Origin of the sequence: Paenibacillus sp. UNC499MF (assembly GCF_900107975.1) — a bacterium.
Taxonomy (GTDB): Bacteria; Bacillota; Bacilli; order Paenibacillales; family NBRC-103111; genus Paenibacillus_F.
On record NZ_FNVF01000004.1, the window covers coordinates 375,603 to 401,150 of the forward strand.

Here is a 25,548-nt window from a genome sequence, read left to right on the forward strand (position 1 = left end):
TTCATTGTGCACAACTGAATAAAATTTAAGGGACTGCCGGGTTCGGCAGTCTTTTTTTTGGGAAAAAAGGAGAATAGGCAGGAGACCTCCGTAACTAACTTGCAGGAATTGAGTCGGGCTCTATTTGCTCAGGGAGATTCGCAGGGTTACCCTTATTAGAGGAGTCACTGTTTTTACAGCACAATCAGACAAACAGACAGGAGTGAAAATAGTGAGAGGGATTATCCGGTATTCTCTGAACAATAAGCTGGTTATTTGGCTGCTGACGATTCTTGTTACGGCTGCGGGTATTTACGCGGGTCTCAGTATGAAGCAGGAGACGCTTCCGAATCTGGAAGTGCCGGTGCTTACGGTCACGACGGTATACCCCGGGGCGGCGCCGGAAGAAGTGGCTGACCGGATTACGGGGCCTCTCGAGCAGAAGGTCCGGAGCCTGGACGGTGTAGACGTGGTTAGTTCGACATCCATGGAAAACGTCTCTTCCATCGTGATGGAATATTCCTACAAGAAGGATATGGATAAGGCCGCCTCCGAGGTGAAAGAAGCGGTTGCCGATTTTGTGCTGCCCGGCGGGGCGCAGGAAACGAAAGTGTCCAAAATCAATATAAATGCATTTCCGGTCGTATCGCTAAGCGTAGCTGGAGAAGAGCAGTCGCTGGACGAGCTGACCCGGCAGATCGAAAACGATCTGATTCCGGCGCTGGAAGGAATTCCGGGTGCGGCCAGTGTGGAGATCTCGGGTCAGCATCAGCAGGAGGTGCGTCTGACCTTTGACCGGGACAAGCTGAAGGCCTATGGGCTGAGCGAGGATACGGTCAAAGGAATCATCCAGGGAGCCGCTGTCCAGGTCCCCCTCGGCCTTTACGAAGTAGGCCGGACGGAGAAAACCCTCGTCGTAGACGGGAACGTAAAGAGCCTGGACGACCTGCGGAATCTAGAGATTCCGCTCGTTCCCGGCGGAGCCGGTTCGGCTGGCGCAGCAGGCGCAGCGGGCGCGGCAGGCACCGGCTCCGGAGCGGCGGCCGGCGGCAGTGCGGCGGGCGGTGCAGCGTCCGGCCCAAGCGGAGCCGTCCCGGGCAGCGCAGCAGGCGTCGGCAGGGCGGGCGGCGCAGCTCCGGCGGCGGGAGCGTCCGGTCTGCCGACCGTGAAGCTTGCCGAGCTGGCCGGAATCGAGTTGGCCGACAGGGCCGACTCGATCTCCCGCACGAACGGCAAGGAGTCCATCGGCATCCAGGTCGTGAAGGCGCCGGACGCGAACACGGTAGACGTCGTGAACGCCGTCAAGGAGAAAGCAGCCGGGTTCCGGCAGGCGAACAGAGGCGTGGAGACCGTGATCATGCTCGATCAGGGAAAACCGATCGAGGACTCGGTCAATACGATGCTGAGCAAGGCCGTCTTCGGCGCTTTGTTCGCCGTGCTGATCATCATGCTGTTCCTGCGCAACTGGCGGACGACGCTGATTTCCATCGTCTCGATCCCGCTGTCGCTGCTCATCGGCATCCTGCTGCTGCAGCAGATGGACATCACGCTGAACATCATGACGCTGGGGGCGATGACGGTCGCCATCGGCCGCGTCGTCGACGATTCGATTGTCGTCATCGAGAATATTTACCGGCGGATGTCCAGTCCGACCGAGCCTCTGCGGGGCAAAGCCCTCATCCGCGAAGCGACGCGGGAGATGTTTATGCCCATCCTATCGTCGACCATCGTGACGATTGCGGTCTTCCTCCCGCTGGGTTTCGTGAGCGGACCCGTCGGGCAGCTGTTCCTGCCCTTCGCCCTGACGATGGTATTCGCGCTCCTTGCTTCTCTGCTCGTCGCGGTCACCATCGTGCCGATGCTCGGGCACTCCATGTTCCGGCGCAGGCTGGAGCGGATGGGTCCGCCTCCGGTTCCCGCCTATGCGGAGGGAGGCGCGCCCGCCGGTTTGCCGCTTGGCATGGACCCGGCCGAATCGATCCGGCTGCGCGTCCGCGGCAAAGGCCAGAGCCGCCGGGGCCATGACGAAACCGGCCGTCTGGGGCGTTTTTACAGACGCATCCTGGATACGACGCTGAATCATAAACTTATCGCCTTCGGCACGGCTATTCTCCTGCTGGCGGGAAGCCTCCTGCTGACAACACGGGTGGGCGTCAGTTTTCTTCCGGAAGAAGAGCAGAAATACGCCATGGTGACCTACACGCCCGCCCCGGGCGAGACGCTGGAAGATGTGAAGCGGAAGGCGTTGGAAGCGGAGAAATATGTGCTCGGGCGCAGCGGCGTCCGTAATTTGCAATACTCGGTGGGCGGTCAGAACCCCATGTCTCCCGGACCGTCCAAGTCCGCGCTTTTTTATGTGGAATACGATCCTGAATTCGCCGATTTCACGGCTGAGAAACAGAGGCTGGTCCAGGGGCTGACAGAAACCGTTCCGGGCAGCTGGAAGCCGATGGATATGGGAGGCGGCGTAGGAGGCAGCAAGCTGAGCCTCTACGTTTATGGAGAGAAGCTGGACGAAATCCGTGCGGCCGCGGATAAAATCCAGGCTCTGATGAAGAACCGGCCGGCATTCGATAAGGTGGGCTCCAGTCTTTCGGAATCGTACGGCCAGTACACGATCGTCGCCGACCCGGCCAAGCTGAGCAAGCTCGGATTGACGGCCGGCCAGATCGCCATGGCTTTCAGCCAGGAACGCGAGCGTCCCGTTCTGACCAAGGTCGGCGTGGAAGGCAAAGAGGTCGAGGTTTATGTACAAGCGGACAAAAAAACGTACGCGGACCTATCCGCGATCGAAAATACTACCGTCGCGTCCCCGCTCGGCGTGGAGGTTCCCCTGAAAGACGTGGCCAAAATAGAGGAGGGCCGGTCGCCCAATGCGGTCACCCACCGGGATACGAAGCTGTATGCGGAGGTTTCGGCCGATATTACTTCCAAGGATGTGGGCGCGGCTTCGACGGAGCTGAAGAACGAGATTGGCAAGCTCGGTCTCCCCGCTTCCGTCCGTGTCGACTTCGGCGGAGTAACGGAACAGATCAACGAGACCTTCTCTCAGCTCGGTCTGGCGATGATCGCGGCCGTCGCTATCGTGTATCTCGTGCTCGTCATGTTCTTCGGCGGCGCGCTGACTCCGTTCGCGATCCTGTTCTCGCTGCCTTTTACGATCATCGGCGCGATTGTCGCCCTGCTTGTGACAGGCGAGACCTTGAGCGTGTCGGCCATGATGGGTGCGCTTATGCTGATCGGCATCGTCGTCACGAATGCCATCGTCCTGCTGGACAGGGTCATTCATAACGAAAAGGCCGGCATGAAAACGCGCGAGGCACTCCTGGAGGCGGCCGCCACACGGCTACGGCCTATCCTGATGACGGCTCTCGCTACCGTCGGCGCCCTTCTGCCGCTGGCTTTCGGATTCGAGAGCGGCGGTCTGATCTCCAAAGGGCTCGCCGTTACCGTGATCGGCGGCCTGATCTCGTCGACGCTGCTGACCCTGATCATCGTGCCCGTCGTCTACGAATTCCTGGCGAAGTTCCGGCGCAGACGCCCGGCTTCCGAGCTGGAGGATTAGGCGTCACGTTGTCCGGCATTATCCGCCCCGATACCCCGGGGTGATATTCATTGCTTTTCTGCATCTGAAACCTGTTTCCCGGATTTAGACGGGAGGCGGGTTTCGTTATTTTTCGGCGGAGACACGCGCGCAAACCCCGACTTGTGCTACAATAATCGGAATACCATTACCACATCGGAAAGGAAGTCCTGTCTTGAGCAATCCGAGCACTGTCACAGTTGAAGAAATCATACGCGCCAACCATGCGCTAAGCCGGGTGATTGAGCCTTCGCCGCTTCAGCGCAGCGAGCTTCTGTCCAGGCAGTACGACTGCAATATTTATTTGAAAAGGGAGGACCTCCAGGTCGTCCGTTCTTTTAAAATAAGGGGTGCCTACAACGTCATTCAAAGTTTGACGGAAGAAGAACGGAGCCGGGGCGTCGTATGCGCCAGCGCGGGCAATCATGCCCAGGGATTCGCCTATTCCTGCAACCATCTGGGGATTGAGGGCAAGATCTTTATGCCGACCACTACTCCGCGCCAGAAAATCTCCCAGGTCAAAATGTTCGGAGGCCCCTACGTGGAAGTGGTCCTGATCGGCGATACTTTCGACGATTCGTCCACCCAGGCCCGTATTTACTGCGAACGCGAGAATAAGGTCTTCATCCACCCGTTCGATGATCCGCGGACGATTGCCGGGCAGGGGACGGTCGGTCTGGAAGTGCTGAATCAGATGCCGGTGTCGCCTGACTTCATCTTCACCTCCATCGGAGGCGGAGGACTTGCGGCGGGAGTCGGCGCTTACGTCAAGTCCGTTTCCCCGGAAACTGCGGTGATCGGCGTGGAGCCGGAAGGAGCCGCAGGCATGCAGCGCTCCATGGAGGCGGGCCGGGTCGTGACCCTGGAGACGGTGGACAAGTTCGTCGACGGGGCGGCGGTCAAGCAGGTAGGCGAAATAACCTTCGAGATGTGCCGGCGCGTTCTGGACGATATCGTGCTGGTGCCGGAAGGCAAGGAATGCACGACAATCCTCGATCTGTACAACAATAATGCCATCGTCATCGAACCCGCTGGTGCTTTGCCCGTAGCGGCACTGGATGCTTACCGCAGCCAAATTGTGGGTAAAAACGTAGTATGTGTGATCAGCGGCGGCAACAACGATATCGACCGGATGCAGGAGATTAAGGAACGCTCTCTCATTTATGAAGGGCTGAAGCATTACTTCCTTGTCAACTTCCCCCAGAGAGCCGGAGCGCTCCGCGAGTTTTTGGAAGAAGTGCTGGGACCGACCGACGACATCACGAGATTTGAGTATATGAAAAAAAACAACCGCGACAATGCGCCCGCTCTGGTCGGTATCGAACTGAAAAACAAGGACGATTACGAAGGTCTTATCTCGAGATTATCCAAAAAAGATATTAATTATGTCGAAATTAATAACGACCCCACTCTGTTTAATCTGCTCATTTGACCGCTAAAAGACCCGTCCCCCATGGGGTGCGGGACTCTTTTGCCGCCTGGTTTGGCAGCGTTTTCTCGGTGACAAAAAATTTTAATTAACAGAAGTATATTTAGTTGTGGATTTTGGATTACCCAACATGTATAATCGGTTACGCGGTATAATTAACCTAGTCCTCTCGACATATTTTTACAATTCGTATCCAATACTATTGATGCAGGGATTAGGCTTACAAAAACCAAACAGGGGGTTTTACTTTTATGAAGAAATTTTTCAAGCTGTCGCTGGTTATGATGCTGGCATTCACGCTTGTACTCGCAGGCTGCGGCAAGAAGGCCGACAACGGCGCAGCGCCAAGCGACGGCAATGCGGCCGGCGGCGAGAAGAAGTCCGATGTTAAAATCGGCATGGTAACTGACGTTGGCGGCGTAAACGATAAGTCCTTCAACCAATCCGCTTGGGAAGCGCTTGAGAAGCTGAAGAAAGATACAGGCATCTCCACAAAGTACCTGCAAAGTAAAGCGGATTCCGATTATGTTCCGAACCTGAATCAATTTGTACAAGGTAAATACAACCTGACTTGGGGCATCGGCTTCGTTATCGCGGACGCTATGAAAACCGTAGCTCAGCAAAACCCGACGGCTAACTTCGCTATCATCGATAACGTGGTGGAAGCTCCGAACGTTCAGTCCATCACTTTTGCCGAGAACGAAGGTTCTTTCCTGGTCGGTGTTGTAGCTGCAAAAATGACGAAATCCAATAAAATCGGTTTTGTCGGCGGTATGGACATTCCGGTTATCAAACGTTTCGAAGCAGGTTTCAAAGCGGGCGTTGCGGCTGTAAATCCGGACGCTAAAGTCCTGATCAACTACACGGGCGCATTCGATAAGCCGGACCTTGGCAAAGCGGCGGCGGCCACTATGTACAACGACGGCGCGGACATCATTTTCCACTCCTCCGGAGCAACAGGAAACGGTGTATTCAACGAAGCGAACGACCGCATCAAGCAAGGCAAAAAAGTATGGGTTATCGGCGTAGACAAAGACCAATCCCTGGAGTTCGGCGATCAAGTAACTCTGACTTCCATGGTTAAAGGCGTTGAAGAAGCCGTAACAAAGTACTCCAAAATGGTTGTTGACGGCAACTTCAAGCCGGGCGCTCCTGTAACGCTTGGTCTGAAAGACAACGGCGTAGGCCTTGCTTCCACTTCCAGCAAGAACGTTCCTGCGGACGTATTGAAGCTTGCAGACGAGTATAAAGAGAAAATCATCAAAGGCGAAATCAAAGTACCTGAGCAATAAGATTTCGTTTAGGCTGCACCCTTTTTACCATGTACCATGACGCGTGTTTATGTACGTTTTTATGATGGAGCATACAACAAGGCTGGTTGCATAACTGGCCTTGTTCTTACTTTCCAGACCTTCTACCAATAACCTTAGTAAGGGTGATTTCATGAGTGCAGCGACCCCTGTCGTTGAGTTGAAGCAAATCACAAAGCGTTTTCCCGGGATTGTCGCAAACGATTCCATCTCTCTTAAGCTGCAAAAAGGGGAGATTCACGCCCTCCTTGGAGAGAACGGTGCGGGTAAATCGACCTTGATGAATATTGTTTTCGGCTTGTACCAGCCGGATGAAGGCGGTATCGAAGTCAATGGCCAGCCGGTTCTGATCGACAGCCCCAACAAGGCGATCGAGCTTGGAATCGGGATGGTGCATCAGCATTTTAAACTGGTTCAGCCGTTTACCGTTACCGAGAACATCATCTTGGGAATGGAACCGAAGAAAGGCATGAACATTGATTACAAATCCGCAGCCGAACAGGTCAAAAAGCTTTCCGAACAGTACGGCCTTCAAGTAAACCCCCATGCTAAAATACAAGATATCTCCGTCGGCATGCAGCAGCGTGTCGAAATCGTGAAGACGCTTTATCGTGGTGCGGACATCCTTATTTTCGATGAACCGACAGCGGTTCTGACCCCTCAGGAAATTATTGAGCTGATGGATATCATGAAACGCCTCGTCGCCGAAGGCAAGTCTATCATCCTCATTACGCATAAGCTCAAGGAAATTATGCAAATTTCCGATACGGTTACGATCATCCGCAGAGGTAAAGTGATCGACACCGTCAAAACATCCGAGACGACGACGCGCGAGCTGGCCGAGAAAATGGTCGGCCGGAGCGTCTCTTTCAAAGTTGACAAGAAGCCGGCGCAGCCGAAAGGTCCTGTCCTGCAGGTGCGCGAACTTAAGGCGAAATCGCACGACGGTCTGCCTGTTCTGAACGGATTGTCCTTTGACGTGAAAGCCGGGGAAATCCTCGGAATCGCCGGTGTGGACGGCAACGGACAGAGCGAGCTGATCGAGGCGCTGACCGGTCTGCGCAAAGTAGACAGCGGATCGATCAAGCTGCTGGACCAAGAAATCGTCAACCGCTCACCGCGTCATATTTCGGAAGCGGGCGTGTCCCATATTCCCGAAGACCGGCATAAACACGGGCTTGTTCTTGATTTTTCCATGAGCGAGAACATGGTGCTCCAGACGTATCACCGTCCCGCTTTTAACCGCGGCGGTTTTCTGAATTACGAGGCGATCGATAAACAAGCCGAACGGCTGATCGAAGCGTTCGACGTCCGTACGCCGAGCATTCATACGAAAGCGCGTTCTCTCTCCGGGGGGAACCAGCAGAAGGCGATTATCGCCCGGGAGATCGACCGGAATCCGGATCTGCTTATCGCGGCGCAGCCGACCCGCGGCCTTGATGTAGGCGCTATCGAATTCGTGCATAAACAGCTTATCGCCCAGCGCGACCAGGGCAAAGCGGTTCTGCTGATCTCCTTCGAGCTTGACGAAATTTTGAACGTATCTGACCGGATCGCGGTCATTTACGAAGGGGAAATAGTCGGGGAAGTTCTGCCGGAAAAAACGAACGATCAGGAACTTGGCCTGATGATGGCCGGCAGTATGAAGCGGGAAGGTGTGACCCATGAATAAAGTCATGAAATTTTTTATGCGGGATTCCGCTATCATTCCTCTCGCGGCCATCGTGCTCGGGTTTGTATTCGGCGCCATCGTTATGCTGGCGGGCGGGTACAATCCGATAACCGCGTACTCCTCGCTGTTTTCGCGGGTGTTCGGGAATATGTACGATTTCGGCGAGACGATCCGTGAGATTACCCCGCTCATTTTGACGGGGCTTGCCGTCGCTTTCGCTTTCCGTGCGGGCTTGTTTAACATCGGAGGAGAGGGCCAGTTTATCGTCGGGATGACGGGAGCTTCCTTCGTCGGCATCAAGCTGGGCGGTCTGCCCGCCATCATTCACGCGCCGCTTGCCATTATCGTGGGCGCCGTTCTCGGCGGACTATGGGCGGCTATCGCCGGCTATCTGAAAGCGAAGCGCGGTGTAAACGAAGTTATCACCACGATCATGCTCAACTGGATCGCCCTTTATCTGGCGAACTACACGGTTAACCATTTCCTGCTCCTGAAAGGGCAGCAGCGTTCCGTTGACATTGAGCCGACGGCTTCGGTCAGCTTAGGCTGGCTGTCCGCGATGTTCGATAACGCCCGTCTGCACTGGGGAACGCTTTTTGCCATCCTTGCCGCCGTATTCTTCTACTTCTTCCTGTGGAAGACGAAGCAGGGGTACGAGCTCCGTGCCGTAGGCCACAACACGAATGCCGCCGAATATGCGGGGATGAATGTGAACAAGAACATCGTCAAGGCCATGTTTATCAGCGGAATGTTCGCCGGTCTGGCCGGCGTGTTCGAGGTGCTGGGCGTGTTCCACTACCAGACCGTTATGCCGGCGTCGCCGGGTTACGGTTTCGACGGAATCGCGGTTGCCCTGCTGGGACTGACGAACCCGTTCGGCGTGCTTCTTGCCGCTTCTCTGTTCGGTATCTTGACTTACGGATCCGCGGGAATGAGCTTTGGCGCCGATGTGCCGCCGGAGTTGATCCGGATCGTTATCGGTTCGATCATTTTCTTCGTAGCCGCACAAGGCATCGTGCGCTGGGTGATTGCCCCTCTCTATTTCAAGCGTAAGAAAGAGAAGGTGGTCTAGATGAGTTTGGATATTTTGGGTCAGCTGATCAACACAACGCTGGTGTTCTCGACGGCTCTCATTTTTGCGGCCCTGGGCGGTATTTTCTCGGAGCGTTCCGGGGTTACCAACATCGGACTGGAAGGCTTGATGGTGTCGGGCGCGTTCGCCGCGGCGGTCAGCACGTTCTACGCGCAGGAAGCCGGCATGGGAAGCATGTCCCCGTGGATCGGACTTCTGGCGGCTCTCGTATTCGGGGTTCTGTTTTCGCTTATTCATGCCGTTGCGACCATCACGTTCAAATCGGACCAGGTCATCAGCGGTGTGGTTATCAACTTCCTTGCGGCGGGCGTAACGGTATACCTCGTCAAGCTTCTTTTCGAAGGTGCCGGCCAAACGGAAACGCTGACGGAAGTATTCAGCAAATGGGCGATTCCGGGTCTGTCGCAGATTCCGGTACTCGGTTACGGTATTTTCACGGCCTATCCGACCACTTATATCGCGCTGATTCTTGTAGCGGTTTCGTACTATGTACTGTTTAAAACGCCGTTCGGCCTGCGTCTCCGTTCCGTCGGGGAACACCCGAGCGCGGCAGACACCGTCGGTGTCAACGTCCGCCGCATGCGGTATATCGGCGTTATGCTGAGCGGCGCTTTCGCCGGACTGGGCGGAGCGACTATCGCCCTGACGACGACAAGCAACTTCTCGCATAACACCATCTCCGGCCAGGGCTACATCGCCCTGGCGGCCATGATCTTCGGTAAATGGCACCCGGTTGGGGCGCTTGGAGCCGCCGTCTTCTTCGGTCTTTCCCAAGCGATCCGGAACTACGTGCAGTTGTTCGAATGGTCGCAGAGCATCCCGCAGGAGTTTATCTTTATGCTCCCGTATGTCCTGACCATTCTGGTGCTTGCAGGTGCGGTCGGCCGTGCTTATCCGCCTGCCGCTCTCGGCGAACCTTACGATCCGGGCAAGCGTTAAGCCTACGGGATCAACGAAAAAAAGCTGCTTTCCTCTTCAGAGGAAAGCAGCTTTTTTTCGTTTCCAGCGGGTAAAGGCAGCAGGAGAAGTTGTTCCATTAGTTATCTTGGCTGGGCCAATGGGAAGCGATCCCCGGTTTACGTATGTTTGTCTTCGCCGCTAAGTAGGCTCTCTCGTGTATCAGGGGCTGGTACCAGCGGTCCCAGCAGATGGCCTGCCCTGCGAAGGAGCAGAATAATGGATATTCCCGACAAAAATCCGATTATAACTAACATAATCAGAAGATACTGCCAGGTTTCCGGCGTATTTAACGCCAGAGGACTCAGGATAAGCGTGGCCCCCGTAACCGTCAAAAAAACGGACCTGCGGATGTGGGCGCTTAGTGCCAGTTCGGATAAGCTGTTTCTTTTAGCGGCCGAGATAATGCCCGTGCACAGATAATAGATGAAGGCGAGCAAAAAAGCGGAATAGAGCAGTCCATACGAGAACCCGAAGAAAGAAAACGCCTCGTCCGCTACCGGGGCTTCGCCCGCGTTGATTAGATTAGGAAGCGACAGAAAGATAAGCACAATAGCGAGCAGGCGCGCCACCCGGAACGCGTGCTCCTGCCTTCCGAGCCCGCCGAGTGCGGAAGCGGCCATCCAAAATCCGATGAAATCGGGAAGCAGATCCACGGCTTGAATACGAAAATGAACAAAAACGAGGGTCAATCCCCACGAGATCCGAACATAGAAGCGGTTCAACTTAAGGCAGCTCCCTTCTGGCTTGAACGATCGTTCGGATGCTTGAAGCGCTTAAATCGGATTCATGATTTATAAATAAGGTCATGTCGTCTTTAAAGCCGTCGGAAGTTTGCGCGTTGAGCCGGACGGCTTTTTCGATCCGATTATATGTTTCGGCCGCTTTATGCTCCGGTGATTCAGTTCCCGTGTCTTCGAGCCGGTAAGATAAGCGTACGTAATTTCCCTTTTGTATGGCTAGAGGAAATGAAATGTCTTCAATCGGGAGTCCTTCCACATCAACCATATCTCCGGATCGGAGAGAGGACCGGTAACCGGGTTCCTGTTCCAAAGAGAGTGTGTCGAGATACAATTTCATGCGGGGGAGACTGTCATCCGGGTAAGAGTTATCCATCCCCGTCAGTATAAGATCTTCCTTGGTTGTCTTAAGGGTGTACCCGGCATTCTGATTGGAGGTTCCGCCACTTGAAGATTCGAACAAGGAGCGATCGGCGGTAGTTCTAGCCGGTGGGGTAAGGGTAACGTGACCGATATCCAGCATGCGTGAACTTCCGTCATTGAGCCAGGCGCGAACCTGCTTGATTTGCACAGGGGCTGCAGGCGGTTCCGTTTCCTGGATCTGCTGTTCCAGAGAGATCAGAACCGATTGATAATTTTGATAGGTATACCGGTTTTTATTTAGAAAATTGACGGAAGCATAGGGCAGCCCCGGAACCTGTACGTCTACAATGTGAAGGCCCCGATGATTCTCCAGATAAGAGAGTTTAAAACTGGCTCCCTTTTCAAGGGGGAGATCAATAAAATGCGAAAGAAAGACAGGCTCCGGCAGCTGATTTTTTTCATAAACCCACAGGTTTCCGATCCAACTGACCAAAGCCAGAAGAAAGACTGCAATCAACGGATTTTTTTTCAACGAACAGCCTCCGTTCCGGCATATTTTACTCTTGGCTTCCGACAGAAGATCTAGCCGAAATTAATCAGGACATAACCGAAACAAGCGGCATTCAAAAGGAACGTTATTCCCGCTCCTATAAGAATCCCTTGAACGACGGCTGTCCGTTTGCTGTAAATAAGGAGAAGCGGTAATACATAGATCATCTGTACGATGCCGATCCCAAAGATCATCGGCATGGCAAAGAGCCATAGGAGATGGCCGAGCGCCACCCAGCCGATTCCTTTCCACACATCAGGTCCTCTCCACGGACCAGGAGTCTGGCCGAACTCGCCATGTTCAGGAGAGGGCGGAGAGGAATTTTGTTCGATGCCTGTACCCGCTGCGTGATCTCCAGGCTCGGAATTCCGCATGAATTCCGGTTCTTTTTCTGTTCCGGCTTCGGACGAAACTCCCGTCTCCGGCAGCGTGCCGTTCTCGGCGGGATCGTTTTTATGATCGCTCATGCAAGACCTCCTGTCTCCGCGCGCAGCTCCTCCAGCAGTGCTTCACGGCCGTCACGGTAAAATAAATTATACGTATCGAACGGGATGATTCTTCCGTCGGGATGGGCGATATGCACACATGATTTTTTTACGGAACGGACATCGAAATTGTAGGGGTCCAGGAACTGCATAATCAGCACGCGGAACACATTGTCATACCCGATATGTTCCGGTACGGCGACCGAGGGCAGGCAGCAGAGCAGATTTTTAAGAGAAAGCGCCGACGACTCGGGAGAATGAGCGGTCGAGAAAAGGTCGAAGACTTGCTCCTTCAACGTCTGATCCTGCTCGAATACGATCGTATTGCGCCCGCCTTCCAGCAAAATCTGAGGATCGATCATTCCGGTCAGAGGTACGGCCTGCCCTCCCAGCTTCAGAGCATATCCCATGGCGAGGCAGTCCGGGTGACACGGGACCGGTATGATATCTTCCGGCTGAAAAATACCGGATTGCTCGATAATCATCCGGCGCACTTCGCTGAGTGTCAGCCGGTCTTTGGCCGGATCGAACGCCTCGGTGCGGCCGGCCACTTGAACCGGCTGGAACGTGACGCCCCGGACGGCGCGCTGCTGCAGCCCGTAACGGATAATATCGCCGACCTCGGAGTCGTTGAGTCCTTTTTTCAGCGTCACCACGAGGGTGGTCGAGATGTTGAACTCGTTGAGATGTTCGATCGCACGCTGGCGCACGTCACGCAGGTCTACCCCGCGCAGCTCGCGGAGGGCCTCTTCCTCAAAGCTGTCAAACTGGAGGTACAGCTCGAACCCCGGCATATAGCCGGCCAGCTTCCGCACGAACTCCCGGTCCTGGGCGATTCTCAGCCCGTTGGTATTCACCATAAGGTGTTTAATGGGTTTCGTTTTGGCCAGATCGAGAATCTCGAAAAATTGGGGATGGATCGTCGGCTCGCCGCCGCTTATCTGCACGATATCCGGTTCTTCTTCGTTGCGTACGATAGCGTTAAGCATGGTTTCGATCTGCTCCAGAGAGCGCCAGGTCTCCCGTTTCGGAGAAGATTCGGCGTAGCAGATGGGACACTGCAGATTGCATTTGTCCGTAATTTCGAGAAGCGTCAGGCAGCTGTGCTGCTCATGGTCCGGGCACAGCCCGCAATCGTACGGACATCCGTAACGGATCGGGGTGTTCCAGTGCTGGGGCATTTCCGCGGGCTTCAAAAATTCGCGGCACCGCTTGTAATACTCCGCATCGTCCGAGATGAGAACCTTTTCCCGGCCGTGCCGGCCGCAATATTTAAGCAGATAAACATTCTCATCCTCGATAATGACCTTGGCCTCTACTTTACGGAGACATTGGGAGCATATGCTGTTGGTGAGCTCGTAGAACAAATAAGGACGGTTTTTGGTAGGCATGGAGGTCAGGTTCCTTTCCCGATTAAGGTAGGTTTCGCAGCAAGCTTACGCCGCAGAAGCAGCGAGTAATAGACCAGGCCCGCCAGGCAGGCGAGCTGAATGTTGTTCAGTCCGGCGTATGGGTGGGGAGTCGGTTTAATAAAATCGATCAGCAGGCGGAAAAGAAGGTAGCCTCCCATGAAAATAATGAACAATATCCCATCCGGCAGGTGAATAGATCTTTGTCTGGACCGTATTTTCAGCAGGACGATTGCGATGCCCAGAAGAAGCAGGAAGGCGATCTCGTAGAGCTGAGTCGGATGTCGAAGAACTCCATCGCCAAAATCGACACCTGTTACCCAGCCTGTCGGTGTCCCGTAGGTATGGTCATCCAGACCGGTCAGAAAACAGCCGATCCGTCCGATCGTCATCCCCGCAAGGAGCGGGAGTGCCATATCGTCGCCCGTGGACCGGGTGTGCCCGATTCTTCTTTTGGTCCATTCCACGCCGATTAGCCCACCAAGCAGCCCTCCGACTATGGTTTTGCCTTCCATCAGATACGACATATCGTTCCAGCGCTCCAATGTCAGAGCGGGGTCTTCCAGCCAGTAAAGCATTTTCGAACCGGCGGCGGCACCCAGCGTGGCACCGACGAGAATCCATAGAGCCTGGCTCGGCTGGAGTTTTTCCTTGCTTCGGGTATAGAGATAAAGCCGGAATCCAATAAAATAGGCAAGTGCTTCAAAAACAAGGTGGGGATGCAGCCGGATAAAGCCGAGGTTGATAAACACTGGAAAAGTCATGAGTTCCTCCCCGCTAAAGTTAAGGTAAATTATACCACACGTTACATACGTGTCATATCACTTCGGTATTCCGTAGGGGAGAGGCCGTACCATCTCCGAAACTGTTTGGAGAAGTAAAGCGGATCGCGGAATCCCACGGAAAAAGCAATCTGCTCGATCGTCAGTTCCAGCCGCTCCCGCAGAAGCTGCCGGGCTTTATCGACACGGAGCTTGGACAAGAAAGTCACCGGCGTCTGGCCGGTATGCTCCTTGAACAGCCGGGACAGATAAGCCCGGTTGTACCCGAGCGCCTCCGCCATGGACTCGATCGAGATGTCCTCGGCATACTGCGCGGACAAGTAATGCAGCATCTGCTGCACCGTCACCTCCGCCCGGGAGCGGGAATGGGCCTTGCCCGTCTCGGGTAAGGGCGGCCGGGCCGCATCGGCGTATTCGGCAAGCAGCAGATGAAGGTACCCGAGCGCACGAAGCGAGGCCGTCCCGCTCTTATGCCTCAGCGCGCGCTGCAGGCGCCGGAAAAGCGCCGGAACACGGCTGCCCGCATGCGCCGTGTGAATAACCGGCTGCTCCGGCGTGAAGCCCGCCTTGCGCATGTGCGCCGCCGCTTCTCCGCCGGTGACGGCGAGCCAGCAGTAGCGCCAAGGGTCGGCTTCGTCGGCTTCATAGCCGACGAGCTGCTCCGGCGCGATGCAGAAGCTGTCGCCGGGGCCGAGGAGCCGTTCCCGGCCCGCTGCGGTAAAACGTCCCCTTCCGGAAACAACCGTATGGATGAGGTAGTAATCGTACACCTTCGGCCCCAGACGGTGAAGCGGCTTGGTCTGGCTTTCGCCGGAGAAGAGTATGTGGAGAGCCGAATCTTCCGGCGGCTCCGGATTGGATACGACGTAGTAAGTGGGTTGGGGCTTCATTGGACTTCACGTCCTCCTGTTTGCGATAATAAGTGGAGAAAAAGGGCCGGCAAGCGGTGCAGTGTAAGGTTAAATATTTTTTGGCCTATCACTGCCCTCAAAAGGGATACCCCGGCCTGCATCGTCTCCGCTTTCCTTTTATCCTATCATCTCAAGGGTTGATCGGACATCACATTTTTCCATATGAACCTTACATCATTCCATAGGACTTCGGGGTGTTCCGGCTTATACTGAAGGTAGAAGGATGAACTCATAATACGTTAGAATATCAACTCAAATATGAAACTATTTAAAGGCGGTGCCGAAATGGCCGATCTTAAACTCCTCAAAAAACAATTCACCGAACTTTACGGAGGTGTGGAAGACGATATCACAGTTTTCCATGCTCCCGGCCGTGTCAATCTGATCGGGGAACATACCGATTACAACGGGGGCTACGTTTTTCCGGCTGCCCTGACTTTCGGCACCACTCTTCTTTTGCGCAAAAATGAGGAAGGTCTGCTTCGCATGGCTTCCACCAACTTCACCCATAAAGGATCCTGTTCCCTGGACGATGTGGTTTACCGGGAAGAAGACGATTGGATGAACTATCCGAAGGGCGTCGTCGCCCAGCTTCAGCAGAAAGGCCAAGGCCCGCGGTCCGGCTACGATATGCTGTATCACGGTGAGATTCCGAACGGGGCCGGTCTTTCATCCTCGGCTTCCATCGAAGTGGTCACGGGTTACGGGCTGCTGGAAGCGGAAGGGTACCCGGTCGACCGGGTTGAGCTGGCGCTGCTTTCCCAGAAAGCGGAAAACGAGTTTATGGGCGTAAACTGCGGTATCATGGACCAGTTTGCCGTTGCCAACGGACGCCAAGATCATGCGATTCTGCTGATGTGCGATACCCTGGAATATGAACTCGTTCCTTTCCAAAGCGGCCGCTACAAGCTTGTGATCGGCAACACGAACAAACGCCGCGGCCTCGTCGATTCGGCATACAACGAACGCAGAAGCCAGTGCGAGGAGGCCGTCCGGGATCTGAAAACCCGCTTTCCGGATCTGACGCTTCTGGGTCAAATCAGCCTGGAGCAGTTCGAGGCGAACAAAGACGCCATTAAGGACGACACCGTCCGCAGGAGAGCGCGGCACGTCGTGGAAGAAATCGACCGTGTGCTGAAATCGATAGACGTGTTGAAGGCAAATGATCTGGAAGCTTTCGGCAAGCTGATGACGGGTTCCCACGAATCTTTGCGTGATCTTTACGAAGTTACGTGCCGGGAGCTTGATGTGATGGTGGAGGCGGCGCTGGCCGTTCCGGGAGTTCTCGGATCACGGATGACGGGAGCCGGCTTTGGAGGCTGTACCGTTTCACTCGTACATGAAGACAGTATCGAAGCATTCCGTGAGCAGGTCGGATCGAGCTACAAAGAACAAACGGGTCTCACCGCCGATTTCTACGTTTGCAGCATCGGAGACGGCGTAAGTAGAATACAAGGCTAGGCCGAAACCGGGCTGTATTGAGGATACAATGAGCGGATGAGCTCTTTTCCATAGAAAAGAAAAACAACGATCGGGAGGCGGAAAAAATGGCGATTATGGTGACAGGCGGAGCCGGATACATCGGTTCTCATGCCGTAGCGGAACTGCTGGATAGAGGGGAAGAGGTTGTGATCGTCGACAATCTCCAGCAAGGGCACCGCGGTGCGGTACTGGGCGGAAAGCTGTACGAAGGCGATCTGCGGGACGAAGCTTTTCTGGACACGGTGTTCCGGGAAAACGAAATCGACGCCGTTATCCATTTTGCGGCGAATTCGCTGGTCGGCGAAAGCATGACGGACCCGGCGAAATATTACCACAACAACGTTTACGGAACTCTCTGCCTGCTGGAAAAAATGAAAAAATTCGACGTGAAACGAATCGTGTTCTCTTCGACGGCGGCCACGTACGGTGAACCCGAAAACACGCCGATCCTCGAAACCGACCGGACGGAGCCGACGAACGCCTACGGCGAAACCAAGCTGTCTATGGAGAAAATGATCAAATGGTTCGATCGCGCTCACGGGATCAAGTCCGTGTCCCTGCGCTATTTCAACGCGGCGGGGGCGCATGAAAGCGGACGGATCGGCGAAGATCACCAGCCGGAAACACATCTGGTACCGCTTATCCTTCAGGTGGCCCTCGGACAACGGAGCCACATCTCCGTCTTTGGAGAGGACTATGCGACGCCGGACGGGACCTGCATTCGCGATTACATCCATGTAAGCGATCTGGCCGACGCTCATGTTCTTGCCGTAGAGAAGCTGCGTCAGGGCGGGGAGAGCGGCGTTTACAATCTCGGAAGCGGCAACGGATTTTCGGTAAAAGAAGTGATCGATATCACCCGCGAGGTGACGGGTCATCCGATTCCCGCGATTGTGGAAGCCCGCCGTGCCGGAGATCCCGCGGTTCTTATCGCTTCTTCCGAACGCGCCCGTCAAGAATTGGGCTGGAAGCCTAAGCGGGACAATCTCCAGGCGATCATCGCAAGTGCCTGGGCTTGGCATCAAGCGCATCCGGACGGATACGCGGACAAGAAGTAGCATCTGGAGTTTACCTGCCTGCCGGGCGTAAGGAGTGAGTGAAGGAATGACGGACTTGGAACGGGAAAAAGCACAAATTCAGGCTGATCAGGCAGCGCTTGCCGTTGAACGATTGGTGTCGTTTGCCCTTGCGAAAGGGATGATCGGAGCCTTAGATGTATGCGCGGCGAGGAACGCGCTTTTGGACGCGCTGGGTCTTCCTGAGCCGTATCAAGGCGCAGACGCGGAAGACGAAACGGTGGCCGCGGAGCCGGGAGAAATGCTCGAGGTTTTACTCGACTACGCATATGCCTGCGGACGTCTTGAAGCGGATACGGCCACTTACCGAGATCTTCTCGACGCCCGTTTAATGGGGATGCTGATGCCGAGACCGTCCGAGGTTGCCCGGCAGTTCGGAGAAATCACCAGGGAAGACGGAGTGCGGAGGGCGACGGACTGGTTTTACGAGCTTTGCATAAACAGCAACTACATTCGTATGGACCGGATACGTAAGAACGGGTATTGGCCGGCTCCGACGGAATACGGAGATCTTGAAATTACCGTCAATCTGTCCAAGCCGGAGAAAGATCCGAAGGAGATCGCCCTTCTGCGGACGCTCAATCAGAGCGGATATCCCCAATGTCTCCTGTGCGTGGACAATGTAGGCTATGCGGGCAGGCTGGATCATCCGGCCAGGCAGAACCTGCGCATTCTACCGCTGACCATTGACGGGGAGGCCTGGTACTTCCAATACTCTCCGTATGTTTACTATAATGAGCATTGTATCGTTTTGAACGAAAAGCACATCCCGATGAAAATATCGGAAGGGACTTTCCGCAGGCTCTTTGACTTTATCGAACAGATTCCGCATTATTTTGTGGGTTCAAACGCGGACCTTCCGATTGTCGGCGGTTCGATTCTGAGCCACGATCATTTTCAAGGGGGAAATCATAAATTTCCGATGGAGCTCGCTCCCGTCGAGAGAGAGTTCGCTTCCGGCACGAACCCCGGCGTCTCGGTCGGCATCGTCCGGTGGCCGATGTCGGTCCTGCGGCTCGCGGGAAGCGGCCGCGAGGATGTCCTTCGCGCCGCCGACGAGCTGCTCGCCGCATGGCGCGCCTACAGCGACCTGTCGGCGGACATCGCGGCGTTTACGGAAAGAGGTGACGGTGTACGGGTTCCCCATAACACCGTAACGCCGATCGCCCGGTTCAACGCTTCCGGGCAGTACGAACTGGACCTCGTGCTCCGCAACAACCGCACGAGCGACGAGCATCCGGATGGCATCTTCCATCCGCACCGCGACCTTCACCACATCAAGAAGGAGAACATCGGCTTGATTGAGGTGATGGGTCTGGCCGTTCTTCCTGGCCGTCTCCAGGAAGAAATCAGCGGAATCGCCGGATTCCTTACCGGGGATTCCGCGTGGAACGGCGCGGACGGCCTGGAGGCGGGCCATCCGCTGGAGAAGCATGCCGCGTGGATCGGCGAGCTTGTCGCCGCAAGCGGCACGGCCCTTTCGCTGAAGGAGGCGCATGAACTCCTGCAGCGGGAAATCGGCGGCAAATTCAAGCGGGTGCTTGAAGATGCCGGCGTGTTCAAGCGGAGCGATGCCGGTCAGGCGGCATTCGACCGCTTCCTGGGCAGCCTCGGCTACGTACCCGCCGAATAGGCCAAAAAAGCCTTTCGTTCCTCCCGTAAGGGGGAACGAAAGGCTTTTTATGATGCCCGCCCGTAAGCGCCTATCCGGCCTGCGGCCCGCTTGCCCCGGCTTTGGCCGGACGGCTGCGCCAGACGGACATCGCAATGACCGCGACGAGCGCCAGGCCGGCCGCTACTGCAAAAGGCAGCTGAGCCGACAGGTGGTGGGCGATGTAGCCCGACAGCACCGGAGCGATAGCCGCACCCATCCAGCGAACGAAATTGTAGGCGCCGGACGTTACGCTCCGTTCAAACGGAGAAACCTCCATTACATGGCTTGTAAACAAAGCGTTGTTCAAACCGCAGAACAAGCCGATGACGACAATCAGCAAAATCTGCAGCCACAGCGTGTGAACCAGGAACAGCAGCAGCAGAATGAGGCAGAACGCTCCCAGGCTCCACGGAATGATTTGCGAAGGTTTGTAGCGTTCTTCCAGAGTGTGAGCCAGTTTCGCGGAGCCATAAGCAAGCATGAGGCCCCAACCGAAAAACACAAGGCCGAGCTGGATAGCCGACATATGGAGCATGAGTGGCGAATAAGCCAGAACGACGAAAAATCCGTAATAATAGAACATGGAGGAACCCGCCACACGCAGGAACGGCTTATGGGTCGCCAAATGCATAAGCTCTTTGAGTCCCGCCGCTTTGCGGACGGATTTTTTCTCCGGTTCCTTAATCATGAACAGCACCAGCAGGAACGCGATAAGAACGAAACAGCCTGTCGCGATGAACGGCAGCCGCCAGGAAATTCCGCCGAGCAGTCCGCCGACAAGCGGTCCGCCCGCCATTCCGAGACCGATCGCGGCTTCGTACATGCCGACGGCGGTATTGGCCGAAGGCGTCAAAGCAATGAGCAGAGTCATCGCGGTGGCGAAGAACATCGAGTTCCCGAAGCCCCAACCCGCCCGAAACAAAGCGAGCTCGGTAATGCCGCCGGACGCGCCGCACAGAAAAGCGAAGACGGTCACGACGGCGAGACCGGCAACCATCATTTTTTTATCGCCGAAGCGGGTCGCCGCAAGTCCGGACGGAATCATCATAATCGCCATGGTAAGGATATAAGCGGTAAAAAGCAGCTCGATCTGCGCGGGATTCGCGCCGATTTTTTCGGCTATAATCGGGAGAATCGGATCGACGACCCCGATTCCCATAAAAGCAAGAAAAGTTGCAAACACCGTGACGTAACGTGCGCGTGTTTGCTTTTTTATTCCCTGATCCATACAAATATGCACCCCTCGCACAAGTCTGGCCGGAAGTGGGTGCCACGAGCACGTCTATTGTCCGGAAGACGGAGTCTTACCGGAGGATGCCGCCGTTTGAGGCTGGCCGATCGCTTCACGCACCTTGGAGAGCAGGTCTTCCATATCTTTGCGGAACGCCTCCATCTTATGAATCTTGAGATCAAGCATATCCACCTGTTCGGCGAGACCGTCCGCTACGCGCTTTAGCTCCTCCTGTTTCTTGAGCTCTACGGCGTAGCCGTCCGAACCTTCGCGGTAGGAAGCAAGCAGCGTATCGATCGTCAGGAAATGCTGCAGCTCCTGCAAAGAAAAACCGAGCACCTCGCGGGCCAGCAGCACTTTCTTCAGACGGTCCACGTTTTCCTGAGTGTACAGCCTTACGCCTCCTTCACTGCGCGTAGGCGGCTCCAGAAGGCCGATCTCTTCATAATACCGGATCGTCCGCTTGGTCAATCCCGTCTCCTTGGCGACATCATCAATTTTTAACCGTGTCATGTTTACCACTCCCAGTCGCTAATATCAAGATTACTCCTAATTAACGTTAACGTCAACGTTAACTTTTTCCCCATAGATCAATTTGCAGTATATCTTCTTGAACCGGATCCTTAATAACGGAGAGCCATGTCCATTAACTTTCTTCTATAAGTATATCGTTTCCCGGGTCTTCTAACCAAATCGGTTTGGCTTTGCCAAACGGCAAAAACCGCCACAAACCTTGTTGTGGCGGTTCTAATTTATAGCGGTAAGGTATCCGGACGCGCGCTGTCCAATCCCCCTGTGAATCTGGATGCGGCCTTCATGGCGGAGCTACATCCCGCTAGAGTTTTTTAGCCACGAGCGTGAACGATTTCGGGATACCTTTGTCGTAAATATCCGAAGACCGGTTGGGCTCTTCCTCCAGAATTTCTATAAATAATCCCGACGAAGCGGCGGCCGTAACGATTTCCCCGATCGTCCATTTACGGTGCCGGACTTTAATTAAGGCCGACTCATCCTGCCCCGGCAGGAATTTGGAGTAGGCGACATCCGTCTCTTCTATAGAGGTATCGAAATAATCGCCGGTTACTTTGTGCTTCCGGACCTTGGCGGTCGATCCTCGTGAAGAAATCAATTTGGTCGTAACGGGATGAAAATCCTGTAAGATCAGCCGTCCGCCGGAACCGAGCAGCCTGAACACTACATCGAATAGCGGTTTCAGTTCCAAGAAATAATGAAGAATGCCGAATTCCATAAGCGCGAGACCGTAGTCGCCGGTCAGCTCTTCTTCGGGAAGCTCCAGCACATCGGAGACGACGTAACGGACACGCACTCCCGCAGCCTCCGCCAGCTCCGTCCCGTATTTGGCGTTTTCCGCCGCGATATCTACAACCGTTACTTCGCTGGCTCCCAGCAGGGCGAGCGCTGCGGCTTTACTGCCGTGGGAGCCGAGCAGATTAACGGCTTTAATTCCGCTGAGATCCCCGAGAAAACGGCTGAAAGACCGCACGGCTCCCTCCGGATTCCGGCTGATAAGCGCAGCTGCTTCCGCAGGGGTGCCGAACCGGTTCAGCCAAGCCTCGTAAGCGTGCTGGTTCCAGGCCGTCTGATTGTGTTCGCTGAATTGTTTTTGCACGGGGATTCCTCCTTTTGTTCCACAATCATTCATCATATAATAAAATCATCGGCAAATCCATCCGGTTCATACGGGTTTGCGGACAAGTTTTTTCCGCCTAAGGAGGAGTTCGTTTTGAAATTCAGAGTTTCCGCAGTCCAGCATCATCTGCATACCATTTCGAGCTTTGAGGAGTTTGCGGATCAAGTAGAGCATTACGTCAAAACGGCGCAGGAATTCGATTCCGATTTCGTGCTCTTTCCGGAGCTTTTTACCACCCAACTGCTGTCCATTCGCAATCCCGGGGAGGAAGCGCTGACGATCAACGATCTGCCCTCCTTTACCGACTCATATATGGAGCTGTTCAAGGGACTCGCCAAGTCGACCGGAATGCATCTCATCGGCGGCACTCATATCATTGAAGACGGCGAACGCTTGTATAACTCCGCGTTTTTATTTTATCCGGACGGCCGGGTAGGGGAGCAGAGGAAGCTGCACATCACCCCGACGGAAGTGAAAGAGTGGAACATGGGAGCCGGCGACGCTCTTCAAGTATTTGACACGGACAAAGGCCGCATCGCTATTCTCGTCTGCTACGACATGGAGTTTCCCGAAATCGTCCGTATGGCCAAAGCCCGCGGCGCCGACGTTATTTTCTGCCCTTCCTGCACGGACGATCGTCACGGCTTCCACCGCGTACGCTACTCCTGCCATGCCCGTACCATCGAGAATCAGATCTACGTAGTCGTGACCGGAACGATCGGGTCACTTCCAACCGTTGACTTTATGAGAGGAAATTTCGGACAAGCGGCCGTCCTTACACCGAACGATGTCCCTTTTCCTCCCCGCGGCATACTGGCCGAAGGTGAAATCAACGACGATATGATCATTACCGCCGATCTGGATCTGGCCCTTTTGGAAGAAGTCCGCGAGAAAGGCTCCGTAACCACATGGCGCGACCGCAGAACCGATTTGTACACCGACTGGGTATAAAACATAACCATAAGATCGCACTATTTGAAAAAGGCAAGCGGGTTGAGCAAGCGGCACTAAAATTATAACGAAGCGGGGGCCTGGAATGAGATGAATGCGACATCGGAGTCCGAGACACCCAAGTATATGAAAAAAATGTACGTTTTCGACGGAGAGAAACCGGTTCCCTCTTTGATCAGACGCTACACGGAAGCGGATTTCGAAGCTTTGATCGAGGTACAGCGCTTAAGTTTTCCGCCGCCTTTTCCCGAGGAACTCTGGTGGAACGAAGAGCAGCTTCGCAACCATGTGGGGTTATTTCCCGAGGGAGCTCTCTGCATCGAGATCGGCGGCAAAATCGTCGGCTCCATGACGGCGCTCCGCACCCGGTTCGATCCCCTGCACCTTGAGCATACCTGGGAGGAAATCACGGATGGAGGGTATATCCGCAACCACGATCCCGAGGGAGATTCCCTCTATGTAGTGGACGTTTGCGTAATGCCGTCTTACAGGAAGCTCGGTCTGGGCAAATGGCTGATGTTCTCCATGTATGAGACCGTCGTCCATTTGGGGCTGCGCCGTCTCTTGGGCGGGGGAAGGATGCCCGGTTACGGGGCACAGGCCGGCAAAATGACCGCCGATCAATACGTCGACGCGGTTCTGGCGGGGCTGCTTCATGACCCGGTTCTGACCTTTCTGCTCCGCTGCGGCCGCATGCCGGTCGCCGTACTGCCCAATTACCTGGAAGACGAAGATTCCCTTAACCACGCCCTTTTGATGGAGTGGAAAAACCCCTTGTTATAGAGGATGCTTTTTATTTCCGGAGAGATGTGAGATGGACATAGCAGTTTAAGCAACAACACTTGAGAGGATGAGGCCCATGGATTACATACGTATTACCGACATCAACGACCCTTTATTTGCGAAAATGCACCGGCTTATGCAGACCGTTTTTCCTGCTGAAGAGGTGCTTGATTTTGACCTGTGGAAAGAACCGCTGCAAGATCCGGGCATCCGGGTGTTTGTAGCCGTTCACGAAGGTGAAGTTGTAGGTGCGACCGAGTACCGTTATTACACCGATCTGGGAATCGCAATGACCGACTTTACCATAATCGGCCGGCCGGGCCTCGGCATCGGCAGATTCCTGAGCCGTAAACGTCAGCATGACCTGGCGGATCTGGCTGCTCAAAGCGGGAAGCCCATGATCGGCATGTTCGCCGAGATCTATGATCCTTACCGGGTGGAAGACCATACGTTTGGGGGCGTAAAGCCGATGGATCCGTTCGTGCGCCGCGAGGTTCTGTCTCATCTGGGCTACCGCAGACTGGACTTTCCTTACGTTCACCCTTCCTGGCAGAACGACGGAGAAGCCGTAAACGAATTGGATTTATGTTTCATGCCAACGGATGAGGACGCGGAATACTTGCCGTCTTCCCTTATCGCCGATTTTCTGACCCGATACTATGCCGTACTTGAAAACAAACCGCATACGTGGCAGGAGATGGTCTCACGTCTCCGTTCAGCGGAACGTACAGCACTGCTCCCCTTATAAGCGGATAACGCATGATAGGAGGAGCCTGCACTGGGAGCAAGCCTGCGCTTCTTCTTGTTCCTGGTCAAGCGGGACGGCAATGGCTGAGCCTTTCCGTAGAATTATAAAAAGGGCACCCATATGGGCGCCCTTTTGTTTTCGCTTAGTCCTGCGTTTTTACAGCAGGGGTTTGCGTGTCCAGCTTGTCCTTATTTAGGATGGCTCGTTTATCTTCAGCCAGCTCCAAAGTGTCGTTCGCAAACTCCATATCCTGATTCTCTGCATTCATATTCGCAGTTCCCTTGTAATTTCCTCTGTGCGTGTTGTTTTCCATGGGGCTTCCTCCTCTCTATCTCAAATCAGATGAAGTTAGCTTTCGTTTGCCGTTCGGGGAATATGCGCCTGCACCTTCTTAAAGAAGAGTAACTTTCCTGCGTATAGAAAAAGCACTAGACGGATATGCTTATAGCATTGTTTCGTACATACAAAACAACTGGAATAAAAAACCTGTTGCAAAGCTATTGCTGACATGGTACATTAATTTAGCTGACACGGACAAGCCCTTGAAAAACAAGGCCGGAAGCGAAAGCTGAGAAATTAATCTTAAAAAAAGATTGACTTCAAAAAAAGGATATGTTATTATGGAATTCCGGCCAAGAGAAACGGGCCGATACAAAAGAGTAGCATACACAAGATTGTCCTTTGAAAACTGAACAACGAGTGATTGAAG

23 protein-coding genes are annotated in these 25,548 nt (G+C 54.6%); 12 read left to right on the forward strand and 11 right to left on the reverse strand.

Annotated elements, in window-relative coordinates; translation table 11 throughout:
* The first annotated feature begins 211 nt into the window (after window positions 1–211).
* The 6 genes from C4S74_RS12395 (at window position 212) to C4S74_RS12420 (ending at window position 10,005) form a co-directional block, all read left to right on the forward strand.
* Window positions 212–3,544: an efflux RND transporter permease subunit gene (locus C4S74_RS12395; protein WP_103995633.1), complete on the forward strand. Its 3,333-nt coding sequence runs from the start codon at window positions 212–214 to the stop codon at window positions 3,542–3,544.
* A gap of 193 nt (window positions 3,545–3,737) precedes the next feature.
* On the forward strand, window positions 3,738–4,994 hold the full coding sequence (gene ilvA, locus C4S74_RS12400) for a threonine ammonia-lyase IlvA (RefSeq protein WP_103995634.1): 1,257 nt from the start codon (window positions 3,738–3,740) through the stop codon (window positions 4,992–4,994).
* Between the two features lie 248 nt (window positions 4,995–5,242).
* Window positions 5,243–6,283, forward strand: a complete 1,041-nt coding sequence (locus tag C4S74_RS12405) for a BMP family ABC transporter substrate-binding protein (protein WP_103995635.1) — start codon at window positions 5,243–5,245, stop codon at window positions 6,281–6,283.
* Window positions 6,284–6,434: 151 nt separating this feature from the next.
* Window positions 6,435–7,973 (forward strand): ABC transporter ATP-binding protein, encoded by a 1,539-nt coding sequence (locus C4S74_RS12410; RefSeq protein ID WP_103995636.1) that lies wholly within the window; start codon window positions 6,435–6,437, stop codon window positions 7,971–7,973.
* Entirely contained in the window at window positions 7,966–9,045 is a 1,080-nt protein-coding gene (locus tag C4S74_RS12415; RefSeq protein ID WP_009675789.1) for an ABC transporter permease, read from the forward strand. The genes C4S74_RS12410 and C4S74_RS12415 overlap by 8 nt, the downstream gene beginning before the upstream one ends.
* Window positions 9,046–10,005, forward strand: coding sequence for an ABC transporter permease (locus C4S74_RS12420; RefSeq protein WP_009675785.1), 960 nt, complete (start codon window positions 9,046–9,048; stop codon window positions 10,003–10,005).
* Between the two features lie 137 nt (window positions 10,006–10,142).
* On the opposite strand, the gene C4S74_RS12425 is transcribed toward C4S74_RS12420, so the two are convergent.
* Genes C4S74_RS12425 through C4S74_RS12450 form a run of 6 tightly spaced genes read right to left on the reverse strand, consistent with a single transcriptional unit; the run spans window position 10,143 to window position 15,242 of the window.
* Window positions 10,143–10,748 carry a hypothetical protein gene (locus tag C4S74_RS12425; protein WP_103995637.1) on the reverse strand — a complete coding sequence of 202 codons (606 nt, stop codon included), beginning with the start codon at window positions 10,746–10,748 and terminating at the stop codon, window positions 10,143–10,145.
* Between the two features lies 1 nt (window position 10,749).
* Window positions 10,750–11,658 carry a hypothetical protein gene (locus tag C4S74_RS12430; RefSeq protein ID WP_103995638.1) on the reverse strand — a complete coding sequence of 303 codons (909 nt, stop codon included), beginning with the start codon at window positions 11,656–11,658 and terminating at the stop codon, window positions 10,750–10,752.
* Window positions 11,659–11,708: 50 nt separating this feature from the next.
* A complete protein-coding gene (locus C4S74_RS12435; RefSeq protein WP_103995639.1) occupies window positions 11,709–12,143 on the reverse strand; it encodes a hypothetical protein in 435 nt (144 codons plus the stop codon).
* Complete coding sequence (locus tag C4S74_RS12440; RefSeq protein ID WP_103995640.1) at window positions 12,140–13,552, reverse strand: radical SAM protein; 1,413 nt, start codon at window positions 13,550–13,552, stop codon at window positions 12,140–12,142. The genes C4S74_RS12435 and C4S74_RS12440 overlap by 4 nt, the downstream gene beginning before the upstream one ends.
* Window positions 13,553–13,557: 5 nt before the next feature.
* A complete protein-coding gene (locus tag C4S74_RS12445; protein WP_103995641.1) occupies window positions 13,558–14,334 on the reverse strand; it encodes a prolipoprotein diacylglyceryl transferase in 777 nt (258 codons plus the stop codon).
* A 41-nt stretch (window positions 14,335–14,375) separates the two neighbouring features.
* A complete protein-coding gene (locus C4S74_RS12450) occupies window positions 14,376–15,242 on the reverse strand; it encodes an AraC family transcriptional regulator (RefSeq protein ID WP_103995642.1) in 867 nt (288 codons plus the stop codon).
* 306 nt (window positions 15,243–15,548) lie between these two features.
* Here C4S74_RS12450 and C4S74_RS12455 point away from each other — a divergent pair, with 306 nt between their 5' ends.
* From C4S74_RS12455 to C4S74_RS12465, 3 genes are all read left to right on the forward strand, one after another.
* Window positions 15,549–16,724 carry a galactokinase gene (locus tag C4S74_RS12455; protein ID WP_103995643.1) on the forward strand — a complete coding sequence of 392 codons (1,176 nt, stop codon included), beginning with the start codon at window positions 15,549–15,551 and terminating at the stop codon, window positions 16,722–16,724.
* An 86-nt stretch (window positions 16,725–16,810) separates the two neighbouring features.
* The gene (galE, locus tag C4S74_RS12460) at window positions 16,811–17,803 is read left to right on the forward strand and encodes a UDP-glucose 4-epimerase GalE (protein ID WP_103995644.1); all 993 of its coding nucleotides are present in this window, start codon (window positions 16,811–16,813) and stop codon (window positions 17,801–17,803) included.
* Between the two features lie 46 nt (window positions 17,804–17,849).
* Window positions 17,850–19,454: a UDP-glucose--hexose-1-phosphate uridylyltransferase gene (locus C4S74_RS12465; RefSeq protein WP_103995645.1), complete on the forward strand. Its 1,605-nt coding sequence runs from the start codon at window positions 17,850–17,852 to the stop codon at window positions 19,452–19,454.
* 70 nt (window positions 19,455–19,524) lie between these two features.
* Here the strand turns inward: C4S74_RS12465 and C4S74_RS12470 are convergent, their stop codons facing one another.
* The 3 genes from C4S74_RS12470 to C4S74_RS12480 form a co-directional block, all read right to left on the reverse strand.
* Complete coding sequence (locus C4S74_RS12470) at window positions 19,525–20,703, reverse strand: MFS transporter (protein WP_103995646.1); 1,179 nt, start codon at window positions 20,701–20,703, stop codon at window positions 19,525–19,527.
* A 54-nt stretch (window positions 20,704–20,757) separates the two neighbouring features.
* Complete coding sequence (locus tag C4S74_RS12475; protein WP_103995647.1) at window positions 20,758–21,219, reverse strand: MerR family transcriptional regulator; 462 nt, start codon at window positions 21,217–21,219, stop codon at window positions 20,758–20,760.
* 322 nt (window positions 21,220–21,541) lie between these two features.
* Window positions 21,542–22,336, reverse strand: a complete 795-nt coding sequence (locus tag C4S74_RS12480; protein WP_103995648.1) for a class I SAM-dependent methyltransferase — start codon at window positions 22,334–22,336, stop codon at window positions 21,542–21,544.
* A gap of 114 nt (window positions 22,337–22,450) precedes the next feature.
* On the opposite strand from C4S74_RS12480, the gene C4S74_RS12485 reads away from it, so the two are divergent.
* The 3 genes from C4S74_RS12485 to C4S74_RS12495 all read left to right on the forward strand — a co-directional run bounded on the left by C4S74_RS12485 (window position 22,451) and on the right by C4S74_RS12495 (window position 24,839).
* Window positions 22,451–23,308 (forward strand): carbon-nitrogen hydrolase family protein, encoded by an 858-nt coding sequence (locus C4S74_RS12485; RefSeq protein ID WP_103995649.1) that lies wholly within the window; start codon window positions 22,451–22,453, stop codon window positions 23,306–23,308.
* 90 nt (window positions 23,309–23,398) lie between these two features.
* On the forward strand, window positions 23,399–24,091 hold the full coding sequence (locus C4S74_RS12490; protein WP_103995650.1) for a GNAT family N-acetyltransferase: 693 nt from the start codon (window positions 23,399–23,401) through the stop codon (window positions 24,089–24,091).
* Window positions 24,092–24,167: 76 nt separating this feature from the next.
* Window positions 24,168–24,839 (forward strand): GNAT family acetyltransferase, encoded by a 672-nt coding sequence (locus C4S74_RS12495; protein WP_103995651.1) that lies wholly within the window; start codon window positions 24,168–24,170, stop codon window positions 24,837–24,839.
* A 142-nt stretch (window positions 24,840–24,981) separates the two neighbouring features.
* On the opposite strand, the gene C4S74_RS26525 is transcribed toward C4S74_RS12495, so the two are convergent.
* A complete protein-coding gene (locus C4S74_RS26525) occupies window positions 24,982–25,152 on the reverse strand; it encodes a hypothetical protein (RefSeq protein ID WP_181024393.1) in 171 nt (56 codons plus the stop codon).
* A gap of 129 nt (window positions 25,153–25,281) precedes the next feature.
* Window positions 25,282–25,548: hypothetical protein (locus tag C4S74_RS26840; protein ID WP_219819055.1), on the reverse strand; the 267-nt coding region annotated here is incomplete at its 5' end.

Excerpts from the sequence above, each read along its gene's own strand:
- C4S74_RS12405 (WP_103995635.1), top strand. The coding sequence starts at position 5,243 with ATGAAGAAATTTTTCAAGCTGTCGCTGGTTATGATGCTGGCATTCACG.
- C4S74_RS12410 (WP_103995636.1), top strand. The coding sequence starts at position 6,435 with ATGAGTGCAGCGACCCCTGTCGTTGAGTTGAAGCAAATCACAAAGCGT.
- C4S74_RS12415 (WP_009675789.1), top strand. The coding sequence starts at position 7,966 with ATGAATAAAGTCATGAAATTTTTTATGCGGGATTCCGCTATCATTCCT.
- C4S74_RS12420 (WP_009675785.1), top strand. The coding sequence starts at position 9,046 with ATGAGTTTGGATATTTTGGGTCAGCTGATCAACACAACGCTGGTGTTC.
- C4S74_RS12435 (WP_103995639.1), bottom strand. The coding sequence starts at position 12,143 with ATGAGCGATCATAAAAACGATCCCGCCGAGAACGGCACGCTGCCGGAG.
- C4S74_RS12440 (WP_103995640.1), bottom strand. The coding sequence starts at position 13,552 with ATGCCTACCAAAAACCGTCCTTATTTGTTCTACGAGCTCACCAACAGC.
- C4S74_RS12445 (WP_103995641.1), bottom strand. The coding sequence starts at position 14,334 with ATGACTTTTCCAGTGTTTATCAACCTCGGCTTTATCCGGCTGCATCCC.
- C4S74_RS12450 (WP_103995642.1), bottom strand. The coding sequence starts at position 15,242 with ATGAAGCCCCAACCCACTTACTACGTCGTATCCAATCCGGAGCCGCCG.
- C4S74_RS12455 (WP_103995643.1), top strand. The coding sequence starts at position 15,549 with ATGGCCGATCTTAAACTCCTCAAAAAACAATTCACCGAACTTTACGGA.
- galE (WP_103995644.1), top strand. The coding sequence starts at position 16,811 with ATGGCGATTATGGTGACAGGCGGAGCCGGATACATCGGTTCTCATGCC.
- C4S74_RS12465 (WP_103995645.1), top strand. The coding sequence starts at position 17,850 with ATGACGGACTTGGAACGGGAAAAAGCACAAATTCAGGCTGATCAGGCA.
- C4S74_RS12470 (WP_103995646.1), bottom strand. The coding sequence starts at position 20,703 with ATGGATCAGGGAATAAAAAAGCAAACACGCGCACGTTACGTCACGGTG.
- C4S74_RS12475 (WP_103995647.1), bottom strand. The coding sequence starts at position 21,219 with ATGACACGGTTAAAAATTGATGATGTCGCCAAGGAGACGGGATTGACC.
- C4S74_RS12490 (WP_103995650.1), top strand. The coding sequence starts at position 23,399 with ATGAATGCGACATCGGAGTCCGAGACACCCAAGTATATGAAAAAAATG.
- C4S74_RS12495 (WP_103995651.1), top strand. The coding sequence starts at position 24,168 with ATGGATTACATACGTATTACCGACATCAACGACCCTTTATTTGCGAAA.
- C4S74_RS26525 (WP_181024393.1), bottom strand. The coding sequence starts at position 25,152 with ATGGAAAACAACACGCACAGAGGAAATTACAAGGGAACTGCGAATATG.